Genomic DNA, 25,500 nt, shown 5'->3' on the forward strand with positions numbered 1-25,500 from the left:
ACCTGTTCACCCCACTAGCTATGCTTAACGAACAATATTGGGAATCTGCTCATATAACCGTTGGGTAAACCCAACAATAACATTAACTAACCAACCAGAAAGTACAATTACCGTGATAAACACCGCCAAAATCTTGGGCACAAAGGCCAAAGTTTGTTCTTGAATTTGGGTGGTGGCTTGAAAAATCCCAATGATTAGCCCCACCAACATGGCCATTAGCAATCCCGGTGCCGATAAAATGACCACCATCATTAAAGCCTCTCGGCAAATATGAATAATCTCAGTTTGACTCATTGTGATCACCTAAAACTTTCTACCAGGGATTTTACCACCAAGTACCAGCCATCCACCATGACAAACAGTAGCACCTTAAAGGGCAACGCAATCATCATCGGCGGCAACATAAACATCCCCATGGACATCAAAACGCTGGCTATCACCATATCGATCACTAAAAAGGGCACATAAATTAAAAAACCAATTAAAAAGGCTGTTTTTAGCTCGCTGATAATAAAGGCTGGTGTCAACACCGTTAGCGGTACCGCATCAATATTTTGGGGCTTGTCCATATCAGCCAGATTAACAAATAGCGCCAAATCCTTTTCCCTGGTTTGTTTGGACATGAATTCCCTTAACGGTTGGGTGGCCAATTCAGTGGCTTGCTGCTGGCTAATTTCGTTATTCAGATAGGGTTGCACCGCATTTTCATTAATTTCGGTATAAACAGGCTTCATGATGAAAATGGTTAAAAACAAAGCCAAACCAATCAAAATTTGATTAGGCGGGGTTGACTGGGTACCTAAACCCGACCGCAAGAATGATAGTACCACCACGATGCGGGTAAAGGAAGTGAGCATCATTAAAAATGCTGGCACTAGCGAAAGTACCGTCAACAGCAACAGTAATTTTACTGAATCCACCACTCGTTCTGGCTCATCAGTTGGTTGAATAGTTAAATCCACCGCCGGTAGCGGTGCCGCACCAGCCAACGGGGGGCCAAATAAAATAAAAATGGCAGTAAGGGCGATAAAGATAATTGGTTTATTTTTCACGGCCATTTTCTCCTTCTGCTGTGTCTTGATGGCTAACATGCTGTTGCTGCTTAAGCTTAAATTTAAGCAATTGACGAAAATCAGGTAAACCCTCGGCAACAGTATTATCTGCCAACGGCTCCGGCAAAGTATCGTACTCCTTGACCACCGTAATCCCAGTTTCAGCATGGGCCAACAGAAAATATTTGTCGCCAACTTCCACCAGGCTCAAAAGGCCTTTTGGTCCCAGGGGCATTTGCTCCACCACTCGCATGCGCCGACCACCCTGTTGTCCCTTAACTAAGCCCCGGCGGGCGAGGCCGTATTTAATGGCCACATAGGCCAGTGCCAACACCAACGGCAGCGCAATGATTACTCTGATAAAGGCAAATAAAATTTCTGTATTATTCATGGTGTTATTATTAACCTTCTATCTGTTCTTTAGGCTGGCTGCAAGCAGCCAACTTGTCATGACGAGTAATTTTGTTTAACCTGACGGCAAAGTGGTCATTAATCACCAAAATTTCGCCCCGGGCAAAGGGTTTGCTATTAATGTAAATATCTGCAGACTCGCCGGCGGACTTGTTGAGTTCCAGCACTGAATCAGTCTCTAGATTCAGTAGGTCTTTGATCTTAATTCTTGCTTGGCCCAGCTCAACATAAATCTCCATGGTCACGTCTTCCAAATGCATCAGGCTGGCTTTGATTGACGGCCCTGGCTGAGAAGAAGTAATGGGAGGGAAGCGCACCGGTTTAACGGCGGCTTCACTCTCCTCTTCCCTTTTTAGATCCTGCATTTTTGCCATAAAGGATTGAATTTCTTCTTCAGACATCATCGTTATCACCTACTGGGTGAGGTATTCGGTAAAGTAGATTCTGCTCAGTTTACCGTGTTCCAATTTTTCATTGATAGCCTCAGTCATCTCACGCTGAACATTGTCAATGCTTTCTGGTGGCTGTACTTCGGCTAATTTTTTAGAACGCAACAGTCTAATCACAGTATCTTTAATGACATGGTTTTTCTGTTGCAGTTCATCAACCAACTCCTTTTCTTCCTTGGGATATTCCATAACGGCAGTGAACCGCAGGTAGTGAATGCCACCGGGATCGGCTAAATTAATCAACATTTCTCCCAATTCGCTGGTGGCCATTTCCGGTGGTTTGGGTGCACTGTCAGCCGGGTTTAGCAAGAAGAAATAGCCAGCTATGCCTCCGGCAACCAGCATGTTTAGCAGTAACAGGATCACAATTACAGTTTTAGCAGAAAAACGTGACTTTTTTTCCTTTTGTTCAGCGGATAATTCTTTAGCCATTTACCCCTCACCTTTGTTTTTTAATATTAATTACTATACATTAACGCTTTAGGTTAATCAATTCCTCCAGCATGCTGTCAGAGGTGGTAATTACCCTGGCGTTGGCTTGGTAACCACGTTGAGTGGTGATCATGGTGGTGAATTCCTCGGTTAAATCTACGTTGGACATTTCCAAGTAACCGGAGTTGATTTGCTGTGATTCACCGTTGGGCACCCCAAAAACGGCAGCACCAGAGGTGTCAACATTTTCTTTGTAAACATTTTGCCCTTCTTTGATTAAGCCTTCATTATTGGCAAAGGTTACGATGGCAATGCGGGCTTCTGTTAAGGAAGTAGAATCATTATAACTACCACTTCCATAATCAAATTTTACAGGATTTCCATTTGTATAGGTACCAGTAATTTTACCGTCAGGTGAAATGGTTAATGCCTCAATAGATAATGGAACTGCTGGTGTACTAGTATCATCTTCCAACAATACTCTAATGGCACCATAGGCATCATCGCTTTTATCATTAGGTGTGTTAACACCGGCAGTTTGGCCAATTAAATTCATACCACCGGAGTTGACAATATAACCATCTTTATCTACAAAGAATACACCTTCTCTAGTGTAGTTTGCCTTTAAATCCGCCGGGTCAGTTTTGGGAGTAACATTACCAGCAGTAATCAAATCACTCTTAGCATTGGAAACGGCAAAGAAGCCATCCCCTTGAATCGCCATATCTAGCGTTCTACCGGTATTTTGGGTTGCTCCTTGGCCAAAATCGTTATTAATACTACCCACAGACATACCGGCACCCACTTGGGCGGGGTTTTTACTGTTACCACCTGAGCTTATAGTTTGATACAAAGTATCCTGGAAGTTGGCTCTGCCCTTTTTAAAACCGGTGGTATTTACGTTGGCAATGTTGTTACCAGTAACATCCATGCGAATTTGGTGGTTTTTCATGCCAGATACACCTGAATATAAAGAACGAATCATTTTTTGCCCCTCCTTATATTATGAGCCGCGTCAGTCGGTCAGCGGCACGGACAGCCTCCTTACGGGCCGGCTGCTTATTTGATTATTACTGCACTATCAATATTGGTAAAAACGTGATCCTTTAGGCTTTGACCATCTATGGCGGTGACCACCGTTTTATTTCTTACATTGGCTATTAATGCCAGATCGCCATAGATCAATAGCGATTCCTGGGCCCCTTTGGCCTCGGCCCGCTGCACTGCGTGATTAATCTTACTCATAACTTCCGGCCCCAGCACTATGCTGCGCTGCTGCAGTCTTTTTTGGGCATGGGCTGAAAGTTTCACCGGCTGTTGCCTTTGGGTTTCGTTGTATAATAAATCAGCAAAACTGGGCACTTGCATATTTTTGTCGGTATTATTGGCTTTAATCAGTTGCTGATTAATAGGTTGTGGTTGGGGAATATAGTTGATTTTATTGACCATTTTCTTCATCACCCCCACCGGTGGCTACCTCCTCCACATCGGCCACAGGCTCCTCAGTATCTGGTGTGGGCTGCTGCTCAACCACAGCTTTACCTTCCACCATGGTGATATTAGTGATATCATAGGCTTTGTTATTAACCATAACCTTTACTCCATCGCTAGTGACACTAACTTTATCCACCACGCCGGTAACAATGCTACCTTCATCAATCAGCGTCACGGTATTACCAATCAAGGCCGCCCCCTGGTTAATCTGTTGACTATGCAACAAATCAGTCATCTGACTATTTAAGTTGGTCAGCTGTTCTAGCGTAGTAAACTCGGCCAATTGGCTAATGAACTGGCTGGTGTCCATTGGCGATGTGGGATCTTGGTTTTTTAATTGCTCCACCATAATCCGCAAAAAGGCATCCTTATCCAGTTGTTGCTTAAACTCTTTGGTTTTGGTATCTGGCAAGTAATAGTCATTGTTGGTTGCCTTTACTTCCACTACTCCCCCTCCTTTCATTAAACCAAAATATTCAAACCGTCATCAACCACCACGCTGTTATGATCGGTGGACACTGCACTAACCTGGGGTTGGTAACTGTTCTTGTTGTTGTAACCAGCAGCATTTCTACCGCGGCTATCTCCCTGGTTGTCCTGACGCCCCCCTAACCATTGATTGCTACCATTATTTAAATAGACTGTGGCATCATTTAATTTTACCTGCTGTTGATAAAGCGCCTCCCGCATTTGCGGCAATACCGCTTCCAAAGCCTCTTTACCATGAGCAGTGGCGGCATAGAATTGGGCATTTAATTCACCACGGTTGTAGGTCAAACGAATGGTTACTTCCCCCAAATGCTCGGGGTTTAATCTTAAATGAATGGTGGTTTGGTTGGGCTGCTGTTTAGTGGCCATTTCTTTAACCATATTCAGCAATCTGCCTGCCATTTGCTCTGGCTGTACTTGGTCTTTACTGTTTACCAGTGTACTTTGATTACTGGTGGTTTGTTGGTTTGCACTCTGCACAGCCTCTTCGTTGCCCTTTACCACTGGTTGCGCTAATTGTTCAACGGGCCGTTCCGTTGCCGGTTTAACAAACTGACTGATTGCTGCCGGTGGCTGATTGGTAGCCGGTTGTTGTTCCCCAGCTTGCACCGAGGTAGAACCCTTGTGCTGGGGTACTAAAACTGCTTTGGGCAATTCCGGAGCTATCTGCTCGACCTTGACAGCCCGTTCTGCTGTTTGTTGTTTAAAGTCCCCATCTACTAACGGCTGATTTAATTGGCTTTTTGGCGTGGCTATCGATGGTTGTACTTGCAGGCTGGACTGCAATTTTTCCAAGTTGCCCAGTAGTTCTCCCTCAATTGGTCTTAGCAAAGGCTGTGACGGTTGTTTAGCATTGCCATCAGTTTGCCCAAGCGCCAGTGCTGGTTGTGATTTGGACTCTGGACTGGCATTTTGTAACTGTATCTGGAGTTGCTTCAGCGCATCCTTCAGCTCAACTGTTAGCTGTGGCTGCGGTCTGGATAGCAAACTCTCCAATTTATCCAGCAGCGCCGCATCAACCTGTTTCGGTACCGTTCCTACTGGTTGTGGTTCATACAATTGTGGTTGCTTCAGTTGTGCCAGCAGTGCTGTCAATAGTGTTTGGATATCAGTGATCAATTGCTGTTGTCCCATCTGGCTTGGTTGCTCTGTGTCGGTACTAGGCTGTTGCTGGTCAGAGTTACCGTTTAACAGCGGAACGGTAACATCGGTGCCGACAGTTTGTTGACCAGTGGCCGCTGCCAACAGTGCCATTAAAAAATCACCGTTAGCCCCATCACCTTCTTTAACAACCCCTTTGGACTGGTTGATCGATTTGCCATTAACCCCTTGGAAAATATTTCCATTCACTGTTACCACCTTAAAATCACCTCCTTTCAACGTATATAGAAGTATAGTTGATTTAGCCCTTACTCATTTTTCTAGCGTGCATGGTGGTGGCCAATTCATCTATTACCTTGGCTTCCAACATGCGTATTTGTTGGTGGTACTGGGCCAATTGTTTTTCCTTTAATTTTTCAATGATCAATCGATCTTGACGGGCCCGAGTCGTTCTTTGACAAGCTTGATCAAATTTGTGCTTGGCCATTTGGGTTTGGTTGGACTGTTGCAACATTTGGGATTTCAACACTTCCTGGTACATCAGTCTGTGCATTTCTCCCAGTGGGCTTTTGCCAGCCATCTCCATGCAGCTTTCCAGTGAGGCTTGGGTTCTTTGCAACAACTGCAGTCTTTCGCGGTAAATTTGTTCGGCCCGGCTCTGGGACAGCAAGGCCTCTTGTTCCTTTTTAGAGCGTTGCTCCAGCACCGGTTCCAAAGAAAACTGAAACTTTTTCATCAACTACCCTCCGTAATTCGGTATAGGTTTTCCAAAGTTTCGCTATATTCACTGTACTCCTCTGGCCTTTGGGTTAAAAACTCTGTGATTTGATCATGCTTGCGGATAGCCAAATCTATCTTGGGATTGGAACCAGATACATAGGCGCCAATGTTTATCAAATCTTCGGATTCGCTATAGGTGGCCATTAGGCCCCTGGTTTTACCAGCACTGCTGATATGCTGGTTTTCCACAATGTCGGGCATCACCCGACTGACACTGCTTAGCACATCAATGGCCGGATAATGGTTGCTGGCGGCCAGTTTGCGGGACAAAACAATGTGACCGTCTAAAATCCCCCGCACTGCATCGGCTATCGGCTCATTCATGTCATCGCCATCCACCAGCACGGTATAAAAGGCGGTAATGGAGCCGGTTTGTCCCATGCCGGAACGCTCTAACAGTTTGGGCAACAGCGCAAATACCGAGGGCGTATAACCCCTAGTGGCCGGCGGTTCACCGATGGCTAAGCCCACTTCCCGCTGGGCCATGGCAAATCTGGTCACCGAGTCCATCAACAGCATTACATCTTTACCTTGGTCCCGAAAGTACTCAGCAATGGCGGTGGCCACATAAGCACCCTTAAGGCGCACCAACGCCGGTTGATCAGAGGTGGCAGCAACAACAATGGACTTGGCCAACCCCTCTGGCCCCAGGTCGGACTCAATAAAGTCCAGCACCTCGCGGCCCCGTTCACCGATCAGGCCAATGACGTTGACGTCGGCACTACAGTGCTTGGCAATCATGCCCAGCAGCGTACTTTTGCCAACGCCACTGCCGGCAAAAATGCCGATCCGTTGGCCGCAACCGCAGGTCAACAGTGCATCTATCGCCCGCACTCCGGTGGGCAACACGCTGGAAATGCGCTTGCGCTTGAGGGGGTTGGGTGGTTGATTATCCACCGCAAAGGATATGCCAATATCATCGCCCAACTCATCTTCTATCGGACGGCCCAGGCCATCCAGCACTTGGCCCAGTAGGTGTTCACCCACCTTTACCTTTAGGGCTTGTCCGGTGGGCAACACCGAGCAACCGGGGTAAACACCCCGCAACTCGCCCAACGGCATTAGCAATGAATTGCGCCCTTTAAAGCCCACCACTTCAGCAAAGATCGGTTGCTGTTCGCCCGGCACAATAATGCTGCAAACTTCACCGATGCAAGCGTTAATGCCCTGCACCTCCACCGTCAGTCCCACCACTTGGGTGACTTGACCTTGTAATTTAATGGGCTGGACATGTTGAAGCCGTTGTCTGATTGGATTTAGATCTATAGTGAGTGCCATTAAATCCCCCCATTATGCTGGAAAAAGCGCCTTTAGTATCTCTTGCCAGCGCGCATCTGCGGTGGCATCCACAACGCCCTGCTCGGTTTGTACCAAGCAACCACCTAGTTTAACCTTGGCATCGGCAATAATACTTAACCTAGCCCGGTCTGATAGCATTTGTGTCAATTCAGGCTTTCTCCCGATATAGGCACCGATATCTTCTGGGTTAACATAAATTGTAACCTGTTCTCGATCCTTAACCTGTTGCAAGGCTTCCTTGGCTGCCTCCACCACCAGATCGGGGTCTAGTTGCAACTGGGTGGTTAAAAACTTTTCAGCAATTTCCACTGCCAAGCTAACAATCTCTTGCTCCATGGCAGCAAAGGTCTCTTTTCTGACGGTTTCTGCTTGTTCCAATACTTGCTGGGCTTGCAAACGAATTTGCGCTGCCTCGGTCTCGGCCTGCTGTAAACCATCTCGGTAACCCTGTTCCTGGGCCTGTATTTTTAACTCTTCGGCCTCTGCCCGGGCTGCTTTAGTCAACTGGTCTGCCTTTTGCTGGGCGTCGGCAACAATCGTGGCAGCCTGCCGCTGGGCTTCGCTAAGCATTGTCTTAGCCTGTTCTTCCGGCGATGGTTGCTCTACCACAATTTCTTGTTTGGTCACCAAGGTCTCACGGAACTTTAATTCCAGTGGATCACCATCCACTGCAGCACCTTTAATGATTCTAGACAATTATTGCATCCTCCCCACCCCGAGAAATGACAATCTCGCCACTTTCCTCGAGTTTACGGATGACATTAACAATTTTTTGCTGGGCTTCTTCAACATCCCGCAAACGCACCGGACCCATGTACTCAATTTCCTCTCGCAACATTTCTCCGGCCCGTTTGGACATATTCTTGTAGATGCGCTCATTAACATCTTTATTGGCACCACGCATGGCCAGAGCCAAATCTTTGGTGTCCACTTCCCGCAGTACCTTTTGAATAGAGACGTCATGCAGTTTAACAATATCTTCAAAGATAAACATCAAGCGACGAATTTCTTCGGCCAATTCTGGATCAGTGGTTTCTAAGTGCTCAAAGATAGCCTTTTCAGTGGCTCGATCCACTTTGTTTAGAATAGCCACCAAGCTCTTAACGCCACCCGCCACTGTTTCCTCGGTGGAGGCCACGGTGGCCAGTTTACGTTCTAACACCTTTTCTATTTCTTTGGCCACCTCTGGAGATGTGCGATCTAAAACTGCCACCCGCCGCGCCACATCAGCTTGCATGTCTGGTGATAATTCTGACAGCACTAAAGCCGCTTGATCCGTCTTTAGGTGCGCCACAATAAAGGCAATGGTCTGGGGATGCTCATCCCGGATAAAGCCAATCAACTGCCGGGGGTCAGCCTTGCGCAGATTTTGGAACGGCACTTGTCGCATGCTCTGGCTTACCTTTTCTAAAATCTCCACCGCTTTAACTGGACCCACCGTCTTTTCCAGCAGATCCCTGGCATAATCAACGCCACCGCTTAATACATATTCTCGAGCCCGCAGCAGTTCGAAGCATTCCTTGATAACCGCATCCGTCGCATCACTCTTCACCCGATCGATGTCAGAAATGGCGCCGGTGAGACGTTCAATTTCATTGTCATTAAACCCATATTTCAGCACCTTTGAGGACAGATCGGCACCTAAACTCATTAACAGCACTGCTGCTTTTTGTTCACCGGTTAACTGGACGGACATTGCACTTACTCCTTCAGCCAAAGCTTAATAATTTGGGCCACCTCTTCGGGTTTTTTCTTGGCCACATCTTTCAAATCCTGAGCAGGATCTTTCTTGTCTTGTAACTCTTTTAACAATGGCAATTCTGAATTAATCTCAGGCTCACCAACCAATTGATCCACTGACATTGGCAAAGCTTCCTGAGCCTGCAACAGTTCTCTTTTTCTGCGTCTTCTGCGTAAAAACAAAAATATTGCCATTAATATTATTAAGGTTGCTAAACCAATGCCGATATAAGTGTAAATTTGATTTTGTGGTTGTGTTTCAGCATCTTCATCAAAATCAATTTCAGCGCTGGTGTCAAAGGGCATCGTTTGTACAGTAATTTCATCGCCGCGTTCCGGCACATAGCCAATGGCGGCGGCAACCAACTGCTGAATGGCCTGCTGGTCAACAGTTTCCACATTGCTATCGACAATCACCGAGGTGGAAATGCGCTTAACCATTCCCGGCGGTTGATCAACTACAGTAATCTCTTCCCCGTGCTGATAGTTGGTGGTTGTACTCTCACTGTTATAATCCCCTGAGCCACCACCGCTGGCGGCCGGATAGTCAGTACCGGGCATTTGTGATGTGGTTCCTGCCGGCCCGCCCGCAACATTACCACCGCTACCGCTGGCACTATCGGTCTGTTCACTAACCACTTCACCAGGAATAATTTCTTTTCTGGTGGTTTGGGCTTGGCTAAAATCCAGATCCACCGATACCATGGCCACCGCTTTTCCGGGCCCGAATACCGGGGTTAAAAATTGCTTTAACCTTTTTTCAAGATTTTGTTGATACTGATCCCGCATTTCCAATTGTTGTTGAATCTGGCCATTGGTTGCCATGGTGGGATCAGACAATGTTTTTAGGAAATCATTGAGGGTGTTACCATTGGTATCGATAATATGTATATTTTCTGCCGTTAATCCCTCAACACTGCCAATCAACAGGTCATTTATCCCTTTAACCTGGGCAGACTCCATTTTAGCCAACGGCTTTAATTTTACCACCACCGAAGCAGAGGCTTCACCCTCCTCTTCGATAAACACACTTTTTTCTGGCAAAACTAAATGTACCCGGGCCTGTTCCACCGCATCAATGGCTTCAATACTGCGCTTTAACTCCGCCTGTAACGCCCGTTGATAAACCACCTGTTGTTCAAAGTCGGTCTGGGCCAATTTAGTTTGATCGAACAATTCAAAACCCTGGCCACTGCCCGGCAGCACCCCTTCACTGGCTAGCTGCATGCGCAGTTCGTAAACCTGATCCTCAGGCACCACAATGGTTTTACCCTGATCGGTAATTTTATATTTCACATTTAACGATTTTAATTTTTCTGCAATTTCACCGGCTTCATCTACTTGTAAATCTGAGAGAAGAGGGGCATATTTAGTCTGCAAAAAATAAGCTGATATGTAAAACAGACTGACAGCAATAGCAACCGTAGTTAACACCGTCGCTATCTTTTGTCTTTGCGAAAAACTCTGCCACCGTTCCTTTCCCCTTGCCGGCAGGTCCCGTAGGTTCAAAAAAAACCACTCCCCACTAGCAAGTTATATTATAATGCCATGCGTGAAATTTCCTGGTACGCTTCCACCATTTTATTGCGTACTTCCACCGCCAAACTAATGGCAATTTTGGCCTCTTCAGCGGCAATGGTCACTTGGTGCACATCTTCCACTTCACCAGTGACAAATTTAAGCTTCATTTGGTTAGCATTTAACTGGGCTTGATTCACTTTTGCTAGGGCATCGCCTAGAATGTCGCCAAAGCCAGTGTTGTCCCGTTGCTGACCATTAATTTGTTGTGTTTGACCAGTTAATAACATTGGTTGCAGCACAGCGTTTATTTGCATTTGCATCCTCCTAACCCCTGCCAATTTCTAAGGCCTTCATGGCCATTGATTTGGCTGCATTCAAAGCAGTCACATTGGACTCATAGGCTCTGGTTGCAGTAATCATGTCTGTCATTTCATTTAACACATTCACATTGGGATAAGCAACATACCCGTCTTCGTTAGCGTAGGGGTGTGCTGGATCATAGACCAACCGCGGGGGATTGGGGTCTTGGGCGATACCAGTCACCTTTACTCCGGCACCACTAAAGGCGGTGGCATTATCGCCTTTAATAGCTTGACGCAGTTGTTGGGCAAAAACCGGCACCTGCCTGCGATAGGGTGCTAATAAGGGATCATCCACCTTTCCCGCCGTATTCATGTTAGCAACGTTATTGGAAATAATGTCCAAACGCAGTCTTTCGGCGGACATGCCAGAAGCACTAATGGCAAAGGAATTAAACAAACCCATTTACTTACCTCCCGGAACCTGATATTACTTGACTAATGGTTGAGTAATAGCCGCTTAGGGCCTGTACAGATGTATTGTATTTTACTAGGGCGGCAGCCAAGTTAACCATTTCTTCCTCCATATTAACATTGTTACCGTCGGGCCTTAAACTGGTGTTGGTAACCTGTACCACCTCTGGTTGTACCACCGCCAGATGCTTAATACCGCCAATATGCATGCTGTGAGTGGTGCGCAACGGCAGACTATTCTTATCCATGGCGGTTTGCAGTTGTTCTTCAAAGGATACAAAGGACTTTTTAAAGCCCGGCGTATTTAAGTTGGCCACATTGTCTGCAATAACCCGCTGCCTCAGCGTTTCCACACCTAGGTCTTTTTTCAGCGCTAAAACCGTAGGACTATTAAATAGTTGCATGTTAACCTCCCAACTTTAACGACATATTTGGATATGTACTTCAAATATATTCCACATTAACAACCTTTTCCCTGCAAAAAATTGTAAATATTCATAAAAGTTGCCCGATTAATGCTAATATAACAACCCCACTTTACAAGTTTTACAGAACAAGTCGAAAAAATCAATAAGCTCTCACTTTTTTAGGACTATTTTCCCAGATTTATGGCCTGTTTTGCTTATTAAAAATTTTGTTAATCACTTGATAAGTTGTGTCAATAATGGGTTTTATTTCTCGGTCAGCAAGGCTGTGATTAATGGGTAGTAACAACACCCGCTGATAGAACTCCTCGGCCTTGGGGGCCCTACTTCCCTCTAAAGTGCAAATGTCCGGATGCCCTGCCCATAAATAATAAGGATGTGAAAATACTGGATAGTACTGAACATCAACATCAATGCCACTGGCCTTTAATTCTGCAAAGATTTTTCTTTTGGCAGTCACCAATTCTGCACTCTTTAACTGCAAGGGATACATGCCCCATGCCGGTATGGTATCTGGTTGCCACTGGGGAATTTGTAATTGGGGCAGCGCTCCGAAGGCGTCATTATACTGGTAAGCAATGGCGGTACGCCTTTGAATAATTTGATCAATACGCTCCAGTTGGCTTAAACCCAAAGCCGCCTGTAATTCTGTCATCCGATAAGCGTAGCCCAAATCTTGCATTTCGTAGTGCCACAGGCCAATATCTTTAGTTAACAGATGTGGGTCTTTAACCAGCCCCTCATCCCGAAACATGCGCAACCATTGGGCTAAATCCGCCGAATTGGTGGCAATCATCCCACCATCACCGGTGTAAATATGGTTTCCCGGTCCAAAGCTAAACACCACCATGTCACCCCAACTGGCCACCGACCGCCCGCGATACTGGGCCCCTAAACCGTGACTGGCGTCAACAATCACCGCAATATCTCGATCCTTTACGCCATCTAGGACGGGCTGTAAGTCACAGGGGTTACCGGCGTAGTGATGTACCAACACCGCTTTAGTTTTGTCATTTATTCTGGCCACCACATCTTTAGCATCAACATTCCCGGTAGAGGGATCAACATCAGCAAAAGTATTGACACCCTTTTGATAAAAAACCGCATTGGGTCCGGCTACCGGTGCAATGGGGGACACAATTACTTCTTCGCTCGGTCCCACCGCCGCTGCCAGCAAAGAGATATGTAAACCAGCCGCGGCACTGGATACCGCCACTGCATGTTTTACGCCCACATAGTCTGCAAAGGCTTGCTCAAATTTGTTCACCTGCTCACCCAGGTGTAGCTTTTCACTTTGCAAAACCGATAATAGAGCATTTTTATCTTCATCAGTAAACAATTTACTCGGCATGATAACCCTCCCTATTTTACATATCTCTACTTATTCTAACAGAATATCTCAAAAACAACATTAAAACTTGCAAACAAAAAAAGAGGCTGTTGCAAAACAACCTCTTTTATCCAAATTACATCTGTTTGAGGGTACGTTTTAAAAATTCTCTGGTGCGTTCCTGGGTCGGATTGTTAAAAATTTGCTCCGGTGGGCCTTCTTCGGCAATCACACCCTTGTCCATAAATACCACCCGATCCGATACTTCTTTGGCAAAGCCCATTTCATGGGTGACTATTAACATGGTTAGACCCAATTCTGCCAGTTCCTTCATAACCCGTAGCACTTCTCCCACCATTTCCGGATCGAGAGCTGAGGTTGGTTCATCAAACAACATTACATCCGGCTCCATAGAAAGGGCACGGGCAATGGCCACCCGTTGTTTTTGACCACCGGATAACTGTCTGGGTTTGGCATTAATATACTGATCCATGCCCACCACTTGCAAATATTTCATCGCCACCTTTTCGGCCTCTTCCCGGGAGCGCTTGAGCACTTTAATTTGTCCCACCACACAGTTGTTTAAAACATTGTGGTTATTAAACAAGTTGAATTGTTGGAACACCATACCTAATTTTGTCCGGTAGGCGTAAATATCGTGCTTATCGTCTAAAATATTTTCACCTTTGTAAATAATTTGGCCACCACTGGGCTTCTCCAGTAAATTGACACAGCGAAGGAGTGTTGATTTACCAGATCCGGATGAACCAATGATACAGACAACTTCTCCTTTTTTTACTGAAAAATTAATGTCTTTTAACACCTCATGGGTGCCAAAGGATTTGCTTAAATGTTGGATATCAATGATTTTTTCCATATTTCAACCTCCTTCTTCTAATATCTATTGCCATCCCTGTTCTTTTTGCGCACGGCATCTTCCGGTCTTTCCACTTGCATTTGGTTAACCATGATGTAGTCGTCCGGGCCATCCAGTCTTCTTTCAATGTAACGTAAAATTCTGGTGACAGTAAAGGTCATGATAAAGTAAATGATACAGGCCACTGAGAATGCTTCAAAGTACCGGAAGTTGTTGCCGGCAATGGATTTGGTTTGAAAGAACAGCTCCGTTACCGAGATTACGTTTAGCACCGAAGTATCTTTAATATTAATGACAAATTCATTGCCAGTGGCCGGTAAAATATTGCGAATCACTTGGGGTAATACAATATTAGTCATGGTTTGAATGTGGTTCATGCCAATGGCATGGGCGGCTTCAAATTGGCCTTTATCAATGGAGATGATACCTCCACGCACAATTTCCGACATGTAGGCGCCGGTGTTAATAGACACAATAAAAATTGCGGCATATGTGCGATCCATATTTACGCCAAAGGCCAAAGCAGAACCATAAAAAATTACCATTGCTTGTACAATCATCGGGGTGCCACGGAAAAATTCGATGTAGGCAGTGAGAATAAAATTAACAACCTTTTGCACCATTCTTTTGGGTCCTCGCTCCGGCATGGGCATAGTACGGATAACCCCAATAATTAAACCGATGATAGAACCTATAATTGTGCCAATAATAGAAATTAGCAATGTCATGCCCGCTCCCCGCAGGAACATGGGCCAGTAGTTTGTAACAATATTGACTATCCACTCAAAACTCATTGTTCTACTCCTTTACAACAGTATAAAACCGGGTGCATTAGTGTACCCGGTTTCTCATTATCGTTATTCAGCTGCTGGTTGATTCAAAATAGCGGCATCCATAATTTTTGTTTGCTCTTCCAATGGGATACCTGCTAAAATTTCGTTAATTGGTTCCAGTAATTCGCTACCCTTTGCCAAACCAACAGCGATGGCTGTGTCATCGTCAGAGGTAACAAATCCATCGGTGAATTCAACCATGGCGAAGTTTTTATTGGCCGCAGAAGCACTGACCCCTTCCGGGCGCTCCGAAACGTAACCATCAATTACTCCCGATTCCAGCGCAACCCTCATGGCCGGGAAGTTATCCATGGCCGGTTGTTTTTGTACCCCTTCAATTTGATCAATAACTGAATAGTGGAAGGTATTTAACTGAGCAGTTACTTTGGCACCACTGAAATCTTGGATAGAAGTGGCTCCTTCATAATCGCCACCCTTTTTAACTACCATCACTAAATCTGATTTATAATAGTTGTCTGAAAAGTCAATGGTCTTTTTGCGTTCCGCCGTTGGTGACATACCAGCGATAATAGCATCGATTTTGCCCGATGTCAATGCCGGCACCAGACCATCCCACTCAACTTTAACAATTACCAATTCTTTTCCCAAACCTTCAGCAATTCTTTTGGCGATTTCCACATCATAACCGCCGGCATATTCAGCATTGCCGTCGATTTTAACCGCCCCATTGGAATCATCCATTTGTGTCCAGTTGAAAGGTGCATAGCCACATTCTAGACCCACTTTAAAGGTGTTATCTTCGCTTGCCGCCGGCGCCTCGGTTTTTTCTGCATCGCTACCAGACCCGCAACCTGTCAACAATAACATTACAGATAAGGACATTACTAAAAATAATAACAGTTTTCTCCTCATAACTAAATACCTTCCTCCTCCTTTTATAATATTGTTTTCGTAACATAAAAGGCAATCTATTTAATTAATTGAATATATAAACATAGAATTGCCTAAATATTCCCTACACGCTAAATAATTTTATCATTATTTATAGTCGATTTCAAGAATAATCTCTAGTTGTTTTGAATAACAATAATCTTTTATCTTTTTTGTCATAATCTTTGGTATAATATGGCTTAACTAATATATTTGAGGTGTGACAATGGATATAAACGTACAAACAGAAATTTTAAAACGCTCATCTTTATTTAAAAACCTGCCTGATTATACCATCAGGAATATCGCTGAAAACACCAAAATAATTACCTTCCCCCAGGACACCATTTTGTTTAATGAGGGGGATAACGGTGATTTACTGTACATCATTGGCTCCGGCAGTGTAACCTTATATAAAAATACCGCCACCAGCAAAGAAGTACCGGTGTACAAACATCAAACCGGCGACTACTTTGGTGAAATTGCCCTTTTAAATGAAACCGGCAAAAGAACGGTTACTGCCAAGGCAGAGGCAAAATCATTGCTGTTCGGCATTCCCGGCGAAGTCTTGATGGTCTTGCTGCAACAAAATGGCACGTTGGCCATTAACCTGTTAAAAAATGTCAGTGCCCGGCTAGACGCCACCTATGATCAACTGGCCAGGCAGGATGCAAATTCTGCCCTGCCAATAACTGACCTTGACCTGGCACTGACTGATGAAACAACTGCTTTGCCGACCGATATCAATGAGATGTTTTACGATCGTAAACTGGAGTGTCCCCATTGCGGAACAAAATTTACCACCCCTAGAGTACTAACTAAACATATCACCATTGAAAAAAGTGATGACGACTTTTGCAACTATTATAAAGGCCTCAACCCCATCTACTATGACGTGGCGGTATGTCCCCAGTGCAGTTTTGCCTTTACCGATGAAACTCGCGAGCCATTGGGCGCCAACGCTGCCACCGGGGTGAAAAGGGTAGTAGACTCATTGCCCAAAAAGGATTACTGCAAAATTCGTAATGCCAGCCAAGCCAAAGAAACCTTTGTTTTAGCAATAAAAAGCCAGACCGCTGCAGGCAGTAAGCAATCTTTAATTGCTAAACTCTACTTGCGCCTGGCGTGGTTGCACCGCTATGAAGGCGACACTGTTAATGAATACAAATTTATTGAACAAGCAATAAAACATTATGAAATAGCCTTTTCCCGGGAGAATTTTAATCCTAAGCAGGAAATCATGCTTCTTTACTTGGTGGGCGAACTCTACGCCCGCATTGGTGACCCCAAAATGGCCATTAATTGGTTTAACCGCGTGGTTACCCATCCGCAAAAACAAGTGTTTATCGGCATCGTCAACCGGGCCCGGGACCGTTGGCAAGATATTCGGGCCGAGATGAAAAATGCCGAGGGGTAGCCAGTTGACATAATAAAAAGCGGTTATCTTAGAGCAACCCTCTAAGATAACCGCTTTTTTATACAATTTCATCCACCATAATGCCCACTATTTCCCTAAAATAGGCCACCATGTCCAGCACCCATTCTGGTGGTATTTCCCTAACTATTTCTTTATTTTCAGAATTCACTACCTTCACTAAATACTCGCCGCTCTCTTCGTGCAATTCAAAATGCAGATTCGTTTGAAAGTTTTCCATAGTTTTGTTGGCTTGCTCCACGGCCTTGGTCAGCTGTTCCAATGTTGCTGCTGTCTCTAACTCGGTAAAATCCTGTGCTGGTTGTTCTTCACCAGTTGCTGTTCTTTTACCAACAGTTACAGTTTTTTGTTCACGTTGCTGTATTTGCTGGGTACGCACCGCGGGGTCTAATTGGGAAACAACCATATAATCACCACCCGCTATTTTTTCTTATCTAAAAAATAACCACTGTGTTGTTTAGGTTTGTTGTGATAGGCTTTCATTCCTACCTTTGACGATTGCATTTTTCTCATTTCCAACTGTAATTCCTTTAGCCTTTGTTCAGCCTCGGCCCGACTTTGATCCGCTAGTTCCTTAGCCTCTTTGGCAGCTGCACCGATGGCAGCGATTATCGGCTCCAATTGCTGCAATACCTCTGGTTGTTGCTTTTTAAAATCTGCCCAATGGGCCGCACCGGTTTCAGCCACCAACTTATCCTTTAATAGCTGAATTTGCTGATCCCACTGGTCTACTTTATTCATATACTCCTGGCGCGCCATTAGGTGCTTTTCCAGTTGGTCAAATTCAGAGGACACCGTCATGCGCCTGCTCAACTGCAATATTTCCTGCATTAATTTCAGCTTTTGTTGATAATACTCAATTAGTTTTTTAACCACGCTGTCGTTCATTTAGGCACCGCTCTTAGCCTTTTTTAATGCCAGGGACCAGGTGTCCCTTAATTCCTCAATCAAACCTTGCACTTCTAACAAAATTTCTTTATCTTTTTTGATGTTGGCTTCAATCAGTCGACGCTTGATGTAGTCGTACAAATTATACAGGTTTTTAGAGATCTCGAAGTCCTGGTTTAACGTCACCATCAATTCGGTGATGATGTCTTGCACCCGTTGGTTGTAGTAATTGCATTGTTCTATATTATTGGCTTCCAGTTGACTTATTGACTGTTTAATGAACTTTAACGCACCGTTGTATAACATTAATGTCAACTGTCCCGGTTCGGCACTGGTAACTGCATTTTGTTGATACTGGGCATATGGATTCGCTGCTGCTTGCATGATTTATATTCACCCTTTCGGCTTATTTACATACTTTATGCACCGCCACCAAATTGTTGAAGCAACCACATACTTTGGGAGTTCATTTGTTGAATGGCCTTTTCCATCTGGGCAAACATATTGTAATAGTAGTTTTCTTTATTATTCAATTGGTCCAACAAACGACCAATTCTATCATTTTCTCTTTCAATTTGGTCATTAATTAGATTATCAAATTCTGTACCATCATTCTTGATACCGGCTTTTTCTAACAATAAACCTTTTTGTCCACTGCTACTTCTGGTAGTTCTAATGTTATCTTGAATAATGTCATACAACCGCTCTGCCAATCCAGATTGAGCATATCTGGTCTTAGCCTTGCTGGAATCGTCCATTGCTTCGGTATAAGAAACATCGGATTTTTGGCTAAAAAGTTGGGCAACCTGATTTGGGTTTTCAGTTAAAGCAGCCTTTAACTTTTCTTCATCAATTACTAGCTTACCCCTTTGCTCCCAACTGCCGGTTTTAATGCCGATATCGTATAAAGAAATACCGACACCTTCCACCTCAGTATACAAAGCAGAGCGCATGTTGTTAACTATTCTGTCTAATAAGGGGTCGCTTCGAAGTAAACCACTTTTTGCCTTCTCTTCCCACAACTCTATATCCTTCTCGGACATTTCTTTCTTTTGTTCTTCTGTTAAAGGTTGATAATCCCGATACCTTTTCTGTGACAGTTGTTCATTAATTTTATCCAACACTTCATTATACTTTTCTACAAAGCTTGTAATGGTCTCAACGGCTTTATCTGGATTTGCGTTGATATTTAATTTAAGTTCATTCTCAGTACCCGTTATGTTGAAATTTTGTTTTAAATCAAAGGATAAACCATTGATACTAAAATTATTGGTAGACCGTTCAACAATTTGATAACCATTACCATCATTAAAATCTATTTCTACTTTGGCATCAGTTCCGGCAGCACTGTTATTGCTACTACTAAAACCCAGTACCGCCATTAGATTAGAACTCTGATCACTTATTTCAACTTTTGCAGTAACTCCGGTTTGCTTGGATTCAATAACAAACCGGTCATTTAACTGATCATACTTCATTTTTACATTTGCTTTATCGTTATTATTAACCTGATTGATAATATTACTTAAGGAGTCTGTGGACTCAAACTGAAACTCTTCTCCGTTTATGGTAAATTTAATACTATCTGAATCACCAAAAATGAGCTTAGTATTAAACTTATCTTTAATATCTGCTAATCTGGCTTTTAAGTCTATTTTATTTGATTTATTAGCACTATCTAAACCTAACGCTTCCATACCACCGTTTTCCTTGGCGGCAGTGGAAAGCTTTTCTTCAGATATAGCGTCAAACCTTAGATTTTTACTGTCATCAAGGGTTACCAGTACCTTATTTGAGCCAAACTCTTTATCTAATTGCCTTTGCACTGCTGTTAATAGCTCTTGTTGCGTATAAGTTTTTTCTGCTAAATTAATGGTTTTACTGTTCTCCCCAATTGTAACCGTTATTTCATTATTATCTTGAGTTATTTCATTACTATCGGTTATAGTTTGACCAATTATACTTCCAGTACTGCCAACGGTAGCATCAGCATCTATCGCTTTTAATGCAACTTTACCACCTGAATTATAAACACGCACTTTGCCGGCATCAGCGCCAAGTTGTTCGTCAATTTTAGTTTGGATGGCATCTACAATCGCGTCGGTATTCTCGTAATCCCCTGGGTCCAACACAATGTCTACAGGATCTTTATCTGTGCCTAATGTCAGCTTAAATTTATTATTGCCATTGTCCAACTTAATGCCTTCACTTAGGTCTTTTCCCAATAAATCTGCACACCCGGTATTATACACATAGCTAAAGGAAAGAGTATTTGTATTATCGGTTTCAAATGTAAGTTGACTTCCATCTTTGCCAACTGTTACTTTATTTTCACCAAAGGCAGCATTGATTTTGGTTTGCAAATTATCTACTAATGCGTCTATATCACTAATATCATCATCTATTGTAATTACTTTGCTTGTCCCATTAAAGGTAACAGTAACTTTATTATTATCCTGGGCACCGCTGATATTAAAGTTTGAAATATCAGTACCTTTTATGCCACTAGCTAATGTACCACCGGTTAATTTTGCTGTGGTGGCAGTAATAATTTCTTTAATTGAGTAGTTACCTGCCGATGCATCTGCCCCAGCCTTCACTGTTAAATAACTAGAAGTGGTTGAACCGTTGTAAAAGGCTTCAAAAGCACTAAACGCAGAAAAGGAACGCATATTACTATCAGGCTTCAATACATCAAAGTATTCATCCTTAAAACCCCTTAGTAGATTGCTAATATCCCGATAACTATCCCTCGTCCATTCCATGCGCTGAACATTTTGCTTTAACCTGTCCACCCGCATATTTTCAATTTTCATTAAGTTTTTTATTAGTTCCTCTGTATCTAAACCTGATGCCAAACCACTAATTCTTGTTACCAAAGTTTTCACTCCTTTATTTAATAAAGGCTAAAGATTACATACCTAATAAGTATCTCGTCATTTAGTGGCCAAACTTAATAGTTTAAGCTTACTTATTTTGTTAGTTGTTCAACCATATAGTAGTTTATGCTCTATAGCAAAAAGACTACCTTTGCGGGTAGCCTTCTTGGTTATTTAAGTAATTGTAACACGCCTTGGGACTGTTGATTAGTGTGAACCATTAACGCTTGAGTTGCTTGGGCAAGAATAGAATTCTTAGTTTGGTTCATTATTTCCTTTGCCATATCGGCATCTTCAATTCTACTTAAGCTAGAGAGTGTGTTTTCTCCAGTCACAGATAGGTTGGTAGCAATGCTTGCCAGCCTATTTTGTACCGCCCCAATATTTGCCCGTTGATGCATAACAAATTCAAAGGCTTTATCAATAACTTGCAATCCCTTTTGGGCATCTTCATGGGTGCGCACGCAAATAATATTTGTACCCCTTAACATGTTATCAAAGGATTGAATTTCAACATCTAATGTCTGTCCGGAATTGGCACCTACTTGAAAAGTAAATTTATTTGGTTGATGACCAGTCGGTTGCCTTACCTTGTAATTTACCGCCAAATTATGACTACCAAGACTAAGGGATATTTTTCCCCTATTTAATATAATTTCTTTACCCTTTAAGGTATATTGCTCTGCAGAGAGTTCTTTGCCGTCCAAAAAAACGGACAGGCTGGTGGGATCTATTTCAGCATCTAACAAAGCATTATTTTTCTCATGATCACAATAATTATTATAGAAAAAACTCGCTGCATCATTATCTAAAGAAATTTTAAATGAATCTGAATACACCACATTGAGATGGATTTGCCCCATATCTTTGGTAACGTTTGGTCGAGCATCGCCAACGATTTCAACATACTGACCATTATAAAAATAACCATCACCTGTAGCATCCTGTGCTTCCTCTATCTCTTGGCCATTAAGCTCTACCCGATAGATATAACGATCTTGTGGGATATCGGCTATTAAGTCCTCTGCATTAATAGAGTAAACACTGTATTTCCCTTGGTAATCATTTGCAGCAGGTCTGTAGTTACCATGTAATGATAATTGTTTAGTGGCAGCATCATAGGTAAATCCATTGCTGGCATCATGCGGAATATCCGTTCCATTTTGATAAACGCGAATTGCCCTGGGCTCCGATCGAGTTGCTACACCATAATCTAATGTACTGGATGGGAGCTGAAAATCATAAACACTATTACCTACAGTAACTACCGAATTTTCAAATACGTAATATACTGACACATCTGGGCTATAATTATTGCTAACTTCAGGACGAGCATCCCCATAAATCTCTATCCTATTAGTGTCGCTATTATAGAAATAACCGTTTACCTTATTTGGGTCATAATTCACTTGTACTCCGTTAACAAGTACACGAAATGTAGAAGAAATCTCCGGGTCAGCAATGCCATAGGTTTCCGGACGTTTGTCTAAGGAAATTTCCACTATGCCATCAGTTACTGAAACACCGGTGCCAACCACCATTTCAACCTTATATGTGTCCCCAACATCTGGGCGGCTTGCACCATATAATTCAATTGTGTTGGTTGATTCATTATACTGAAAACCATCTGATGCGGAGTACTTAATCTCTTCTGTTTCGTTTCTATAAACACGAATGGATTGTGGTGATGTATCGTTATCTAAATTATAGATTTCAGGTTTTCTTGATAAAGTAATACCATATACATCTTTAGTAGTGCCAGTACCTGATGCATCCAAAACATATTTAACTTCAATTTTTTGACCTGCTGGTAAATCAGGTCGTGCATCACCATATAAGCTAATGCGGCCATTTAAGGGATTGTATGTATAACCATTGGTTTTTGTAGCATCATAAGCAATCTCCAACCCACCGACATAAACACGCAATGACCGATTCTTTGTAAGATCCGCATCTGTGAGATTATACGTATCAATATTAGTGGAAATATAATAAGTGGTGATTTCATTACGGCCATCTGTATCGCTGATATAATCAATAAAAACATCCTCATTATGAGCAGGTCGAAGATCACCATAAAATTCAATTTTACCGGTTACTTCATCCACATAAACGCCAGTGGTCCCCTCAACATCTTCAGGTCTAGAAGAAAGCAACTGTTCTCGGGATACAGTCTTACCACCCACTCGGATATCCAAAGAACGGGGGCCGCTTTCCCCATGCATATTATAAATTTCTGCTCCCGAGGGTATTGTTGCCGTATAAATACCATTTTGAGTGTCATCTGACACCAGGGAAAACTTATAATAATCCTGCCCGTCATCATCAGTTTCGGTTTCGTGGCCAATAATTGCTTCCCCATGAAAAGTAATTTCGTTGCCTGAAACTGTATAATAACCATCGGTTGGAGCTGTTCCTGTTCCATCCCAATAGGTTAGTATACGGGCTCCGCTATCGGTAATCTTTTCAATTTGTAATGATGCAGAGGATGTATTCATTCGATATAAATTAGGTGCTGAATCTAATATAATAGTATTATTAACAGGTGGAATATTAAGGGTATCGTCAGTATTAATTAATTCCTTCTCCCCAATTATTTTTAAAGAATTTATATTAACATTAACTTTTGTTAAATTTCCTCGTTCATCTGAAAATACAAATGACGTATCTCCTGCCTCATCTACCTTTGGAGAAAAACTGTATCCCCCATACTTATCGTTGTAGTTATACCTTTTAAGCTCAATCCAATCACTTGATGTGTTGGTCCTTACCTCTAGGTTTAAATAATTGTCTGAAACTGTAAGTCTCATTAACCCATTACCGGAAATATCCAATGTAGGTACCGGCGAAACGGATTCATTGATAGCCGGAGCAGCACTTCCATCAGCAGGAATGACGTAAGTGCCCCCATCCCGAGTTGATTTAAACACGATAGATTGCCCGTCTTCTGACCACTGTGGTTTATAATCCACAACTGTTGAACCAGTGTAGGTTTGAAGTGACACAGTATGAGTGTATATGTATGGTGTCTTGGTGAAATTCTGATTACTTATTACCGGGTCTGGGTATAAAAATTTGTAATCTCTTAAGTTCTCAGTTATTTCTATATCATTTGTATGTGAATACTGTGATAGTTGGATTGTCTTGGCTACAGATCTGTCCTCATAAATATACGCATCCGGTTGGACATTGGTAAGTAATTTAGTTTGATTAAATTCGGTATGCTTAACTAAATCATTTAAGCCCTTTTTTAACTCATCTATTTCATTTTGGATCATAATTGTGTCAGCAGTGGACAGTGAAATTGGCACTCCCTTCTCCGGCTCAGTATTTGTTCCATTCATCGCCTTGACTGTCAACTCACGAATACGATGGATAATATTAGTAATATCCTCCATTGCACCATCAGCTACCTGCACCAACGAACTAGCGTCCTGAACATTACGCAGCGCCATTTCACTGCCTCTCGCCAAGGCTAACAATTTTTGACTAATGGCCAATCCGGCAGCATCATCGGCAGCGGAATTAATTCTCAGTCCAGAAGACAGTTTTTCCAGAGATTTTTGCACACTATTTTGTGTTCGCTTCATTCGACTGTTTATATTTATTAGTTGTTTTCCGTTTACATACATTTGTGTCACCTACCCCTTAAGCTAGCAAGTAAGGCATTAATACTCTGTCCAATTCTGCATGCCACCTTTTATTCGGTATCAATCTATCCACCACCAACAACGAGTAACATGCCTTATCCTACCGTTCGTAGGCAGAAACAGTAATATCAAAATCTGCATACAATAATTGGGACAATTGCTCAACTGGTTAGGTAGCAATTGGCTGGCCATTGGTTGCAATGATTTTTCCGTGGCACCTAAAGCCTGCAAAACATCTGCTAGCAACGGATCCGTTGCCTCGTAATGTCCCTCGCCCAGCTTCAATTTGATATGCTCTAATCCTTCCAACGCAGTTTCTGCCAACCCTATAATTTGTTTGATTACAATAATATATTTATCCATTTGCTTGCCTCTTTCCTGCTTGCGTTATTGCTTATATACTCTCTTAGTTCTATGAACAAAAAGTAAGCTGCTAAAAGTGCTCCTCCAATGGGCATAGATTTTTTGTCAATAAGAAATTCCATGAGTTAACAATAATCCATTAAAAGCAAAAGCCCCTAAATTTCTTAAACTAGAAAATTAGGGGCTTTTATGCCTCATTAAACTCAACTTTATTCTTATTTTCAATATTTAGCATGGGTTGTGCTTCACCTTCCCTATTTAATTTGCTATCCAAATAGTTTAGTAAAGTAATTACCATACAAGAATGGCAAAAACTCCATTTCAAACGCTAATATGAATTGAAAAATTATTCTAAATCCTACCAGATAAACAACTAGAGCAGTTAATA

Annotated in this window: 28 protein-coding genes; 1 reads left to right on the forward strand and 27 read right to left on the reverse strand. The window is 42.9% G+C overall.

Annotation, left to right across the window (positions count from 1 at the left end; translation table 11 throughout):
* Positions 1-24: 24 nt before the first annotated feature.
* From fliQ to V6C27_13070, 21 genes are all read right to left on the reverse strand, one after another.
* The gene (gene fliQ, locus V6C27_12970; GenBank protein ID MEG6617317.1) at positions 25-294 is read right to left on the reverse strand and encodes a flagellar biosynthesis protein FliQ; all 270 of its coding nucleotides are present in this window, start codon (positions 292-294) and stop codon (positions 25-27) included.
* Positions 295-299: 5 nt separating this feature from the next.
* Positions 300-1,058, reverse strand: coding sequence for a flagellar type III secretion system pore protein FliP (gene fliP, locus V6C27_12975; GenBank protein MEG6617318.1), 759 nt, complete (start codon positions 1,056-1,058; stop codon positions 300-302).
* Positions 1,042-1,443, reverse strand: a complete 402-nt coding sequence (gene fliO, locus V6C27_12980; GenBank protein MEG6617319.1) for a flagellar biosynthetic protein FliO — start codon at positions 1,441-1,443, stop codon at positions 1,042-1,044. The genes fliP and fliO overlap by 17 nt, the downstream gene beginning before the upstream one ends.
* A 10-nt stretch (positions 1,444-1,453) precedes the next feature.
* The gene (locus tag V6C27_12985) at positions 1,454-1,864 is read right to left on the reverse strand and encodes a FliM/FliN family flagellar motor switch protein (GenBank protein ID MEG6617320.1); all 411 of its coding nucleotides are present in this window, start codon (positions 1,862-1,864) and stop codon (positions 1,454-1,456) included.
* 12 nt (positions 1,865-1,876) lie between these two features.
* Entirely contained in the window at positions 1,877-2,344 is a 468-nt protein-coding gene (locus V6C27_12990; protein ID MEG6617321.1) for a flagellar basal body-associated FliL family protein, read from the reverse strand.
* Positions 2,345-2,384: 40 nt separating this feature from the next.
* Positions 2,385-3,329: a flagellar hook-basal body complex protein gene (locus V6C27_12995; protein ID MEG6617322.1), complete on the reverse strand. Its 945-nt coding sequence runs from the start codon at positions 3,327-3,329 to the stop codon at positions 2,385-2,387.
* Positions 3,330-3,403: 74 nt separating this feature from the next.
* The gene (locus V6C27_13000) at positions 3,404-3,793 is read right to left on the reverse strand and encodes a TIGR02530 family flagellar biosynthesis protein (protein MEG6617323.1); all 390 of its coding nucleotides are present in this window, start codon (positions 3,791-3,793) and stop codon (positions 3,404-3,406) included.
* Complete coding sequence (locus V6C27_13005; GenBank protein MEG6617324.1) at positions 3,783-4,283, reverse strand: flagellar hook capping FlgD N-terminal domain-containing protein; 501 nt, start codon at positions 4,281-4,283, stop codon at positions 3,783-3,785. Before V6C27_13005 ends, V6C27_13000 begins: the two co-directional genes overlap by 11 nt.
* Positions 4,284-4,300: 17 nt before the next feature.
* Positions 4,301-5,686 (reverse strand): flagellar hook-length control protein FliK, encoded by a 1,386-nt coding sequence (locus V6C27_13010; GenBank protein ID MEG6617325.1) that lies wholly within the window; start codon positions 5,684-5,686, stop codon positions 4,301-4,303.
* A gap of 43 nt (positions 5,687-5,729) precedes the next feature.
* The gene (locus tag V6C27_13015; protein ID MEG6617326.1) at positions 5,730-6,164 is read right to left on the reverse strand and encodes a flagellar export protein FliJ; all 435 of its coding nucleotides are present in this window, start codon (positions 6,162-6,164) and stop codon (positions 5,730-5,732) included.
* Complete coding sequence (fliI, locus tag V6C27_13020; protein ID MEG6617327.1) at positions 6,164-7,486, reverse strand: flagellar protein export ATPase FliI; 1,323 nt, start codon at positions 7,484-7,486, stop codon at positions 6,164-6,166. Before fliI ends, V6C27_13015 begins: the two co-directional genes overlap by 1 nt.
* Before the next feature lie 12 nt (positions 7,487-7,498).
* Positions 7,499-8,203, reverse strand: coding sequence for a FliH/SctL family protein (locus tag V6C27_13025; GenBank protein ID MEG6617328.1), 705 nt, complete (start codon positions 8,201-8,203; stop codon positions 7,499-7,501).
* Entirely contained in the window at positions 8,196-9,203 is a 1,008-nt protein-coding gene (gene fliG, locus V6C27_13030) for a flagellar motor switch protein FliG (GenBank protein ID MEG6617329.1), read from the reverse strand. Before fliG ends, V6C27_13025 begins: the two co-directional genes overlap by 8 nt.
* Positions 9,204-9,208: 5 nt before the next feature.
* Complete coding sequence (gene fliF / locus V6C27_13035; protein ID MEG6617330.1) at positions 9,209-10,756, reverse strand: flagellar basal-body MS-ring/collar protein FliF; 1,548 nt, start codon at positions 10,754-10,756, stop codon at positions 9,209-9,211.
* A gap of 29 nt (positions 10,757-10,785) precedes the next feature.
* Positions 10,786-11,082, reverse strand: a complete 297-nt coding sequence (fliE, locus tag V6C27_13040) for a flagellar hook-basal body complex protein FliE (GenBank protein ID MEG6617331.1) — start codon at positions 11,080-11,082, stop codon at positions 10,786-10,788.
* Between the two features lie 10 nt (positions 11,083-11,092).
* Positions 11,093-11,533 carry a flagellar basal body rod protein FlgC gene (gene flgC / locus V6C27_13045; protein ID MEG6617332.1) on the reverse strand — a complete coding sequence of 147 codons (441 nt, stop codon included), beginning with the start codon at positions 11,531-11,533 and terminating at the stop codon, positions 11,093-11,095.
* 4 nt (positions 11,534-11,537) lie between these two features.
* Positions 11,538-11,945, reverse strand: coding sequence for a flagellar basal body rod protein FlgB (gene flgB, locus V6C27_13050; protein ID MEG6617333.1), 408 nt, complete (start codon positions 11,943-11,945; stop codon positions 11,538-11,540).
* A gap of 202 nt (positions 11,946-12,147) precedes the next feature.
* Positions 12,148-13,317 carry a DegT/DnrJ/EryC1/StrS aminotransferase family protein gene (locus V6C27_13055; GenBank protein MEG6617334.1) on the reverse strand — a complete coding sequence of 390 codons (1,170 nt, stop codon included), beginning with the start codon at positions 13,315-13,317 and terminating at the stop codon, positions 12,148-12,150.
* A gap of 115 nt (positions 13,318-13,432) precedes the next feature.
* Positions 13,433-14,173 carry an amino acid ABC transporter ATP-binding protein gene (locus V6C27_13060; GenBank protein MEG6617335.1) on the reverse strand — a complete coding sequence of 247 codons (741 nt, stop codon included), beginning with the start codon at positions 14,171-14,173 and terminating at the stop codon, positions 13,433-13,435.
* 17 nt (positions 14,174-14,190) lie between these two features.
* Entirely contained in the window at positions 14,191-14,967 is a 777-nt protein-coding gene (locus V6C27_13065) for an amino acid ABC transporter permease (protein MEG6617336.1), read from the reverse strand.
* 63 nt (positions 14,968-15,030) lie between these two features.
* Positions 15,031-15,879, reverse strand: a complete 849-nt coding sequence (locus tag V6C27_13070; protein ID MEG6617337.1) for a transporter substrate-binding domain-containing protein — start codon at positions 15,877-15,879, stop codon at positions 15,031-15,033.
* A 244-nt stretch (positions 15,880-16,123) separates the two neighbouring features.
* Here V6C27_13070 and V6C27_13075 point away from each other — a divergent pair, with 244 nt between their 5' ends.
* Positions 16,124-17,314: a DUF2225 domain-containing protein gene (locus tag V6C27_13075; GenBank protein ID MEG6617338.1), complete on the forward strand. Its 1,191-nt coding sequence runs from the start codon at positions 16,124-16,126 to the stop codon at positions 17,312-17,314.
* A 58-nt stretch (positions 17,315-17,372) separates the two neighbouring features.
* Here the strand turns inward: V6C27_13075 and V6C27_13080 are convergent, their stop codons facing one another.
* From V6C27_13080 to V6C27_13105, 6 genes are all read right to left on the reverse strand, one after another.
* On the reverse strand, positions 17,373-17,738 hold the full coding sequence (locus V6C27_13080; protein MEG6617339.1) for a flagellar protein FlaG: 366 nt from the start codon (positions 17,736-17,738) through the stop codon (positions 17,373-17,375).
* 14 nt (positions 17,739-17,752) lie between these two features.
* Positions 17,753-18,220, reverse strand: a complete 468-nt coding sequence (locus tag V6C27_13085; GenBank protein ID MEG6617340.1) for a hypothetical protein — start codon at positions 18,218-18,220, stop codon at positions 17,753-17,755.
* The gene (fliS, locus tag V6C27_13090) at positions 18,221-18,604 is read right to left on the reverse strand and encodes a flagellar export chaperone FliS (protein ID MEG6617341.1); all 384 of its coding nucleotides are present in this window, start codon (positions 18,602-18,604) and stop codon (positions 18,221-18,223) included.
* A gap of 35 nt (positions 18,605-18,639) precedes the next feature.
* On the reverse strand, positions 18,640-21,099 hold the full coding sequence (gene fliD, locus V6C27_13095) for a flagellar filament capping protein FliD (GenBank protein ID MEG6617342.1): 2,460 nt from the start codon (positions 21,097-21,099) through the stop codon (positions 18,640-18,642).
* A gap of 170 nt (positions 21,100-21,269) precedes the next feature.
* The gene (locus V6C27_13100) at positions 21,270-24,731 is read right to left on the reverse strand and encodes a flagellin (protein ID MEG6617343.1); all 3,462 of its coding nucleotides are present in this window, start codon (positions 24,729-24,731) and stop codon (positions 21,270-21,272) included.
* 78 nt (positions 24,732-24,809) lie between these two features.
* Positions 24,810-25,112 (reverse strand): hypothetical protein, encoded by a 303-nt coding sequence (locus tag V6C27_13105; protein ID MEG6617344.1) that lies wholly within the window; start codon positions 25,110-25,112, stop codon positions 24,810-24,812.
* Positions 25,113-25,500 lie beyond the last annotated feature (388 nt).

The organism is Peptococcaceae bacterium 1198_IL3148, from assembly GCA_036763105.1.
GTDB lineage: Bacteria > Bacillota > Desulfotomaculia > Desulfotomaculales > Desulfohalotomaculaceae > JBAIYS01.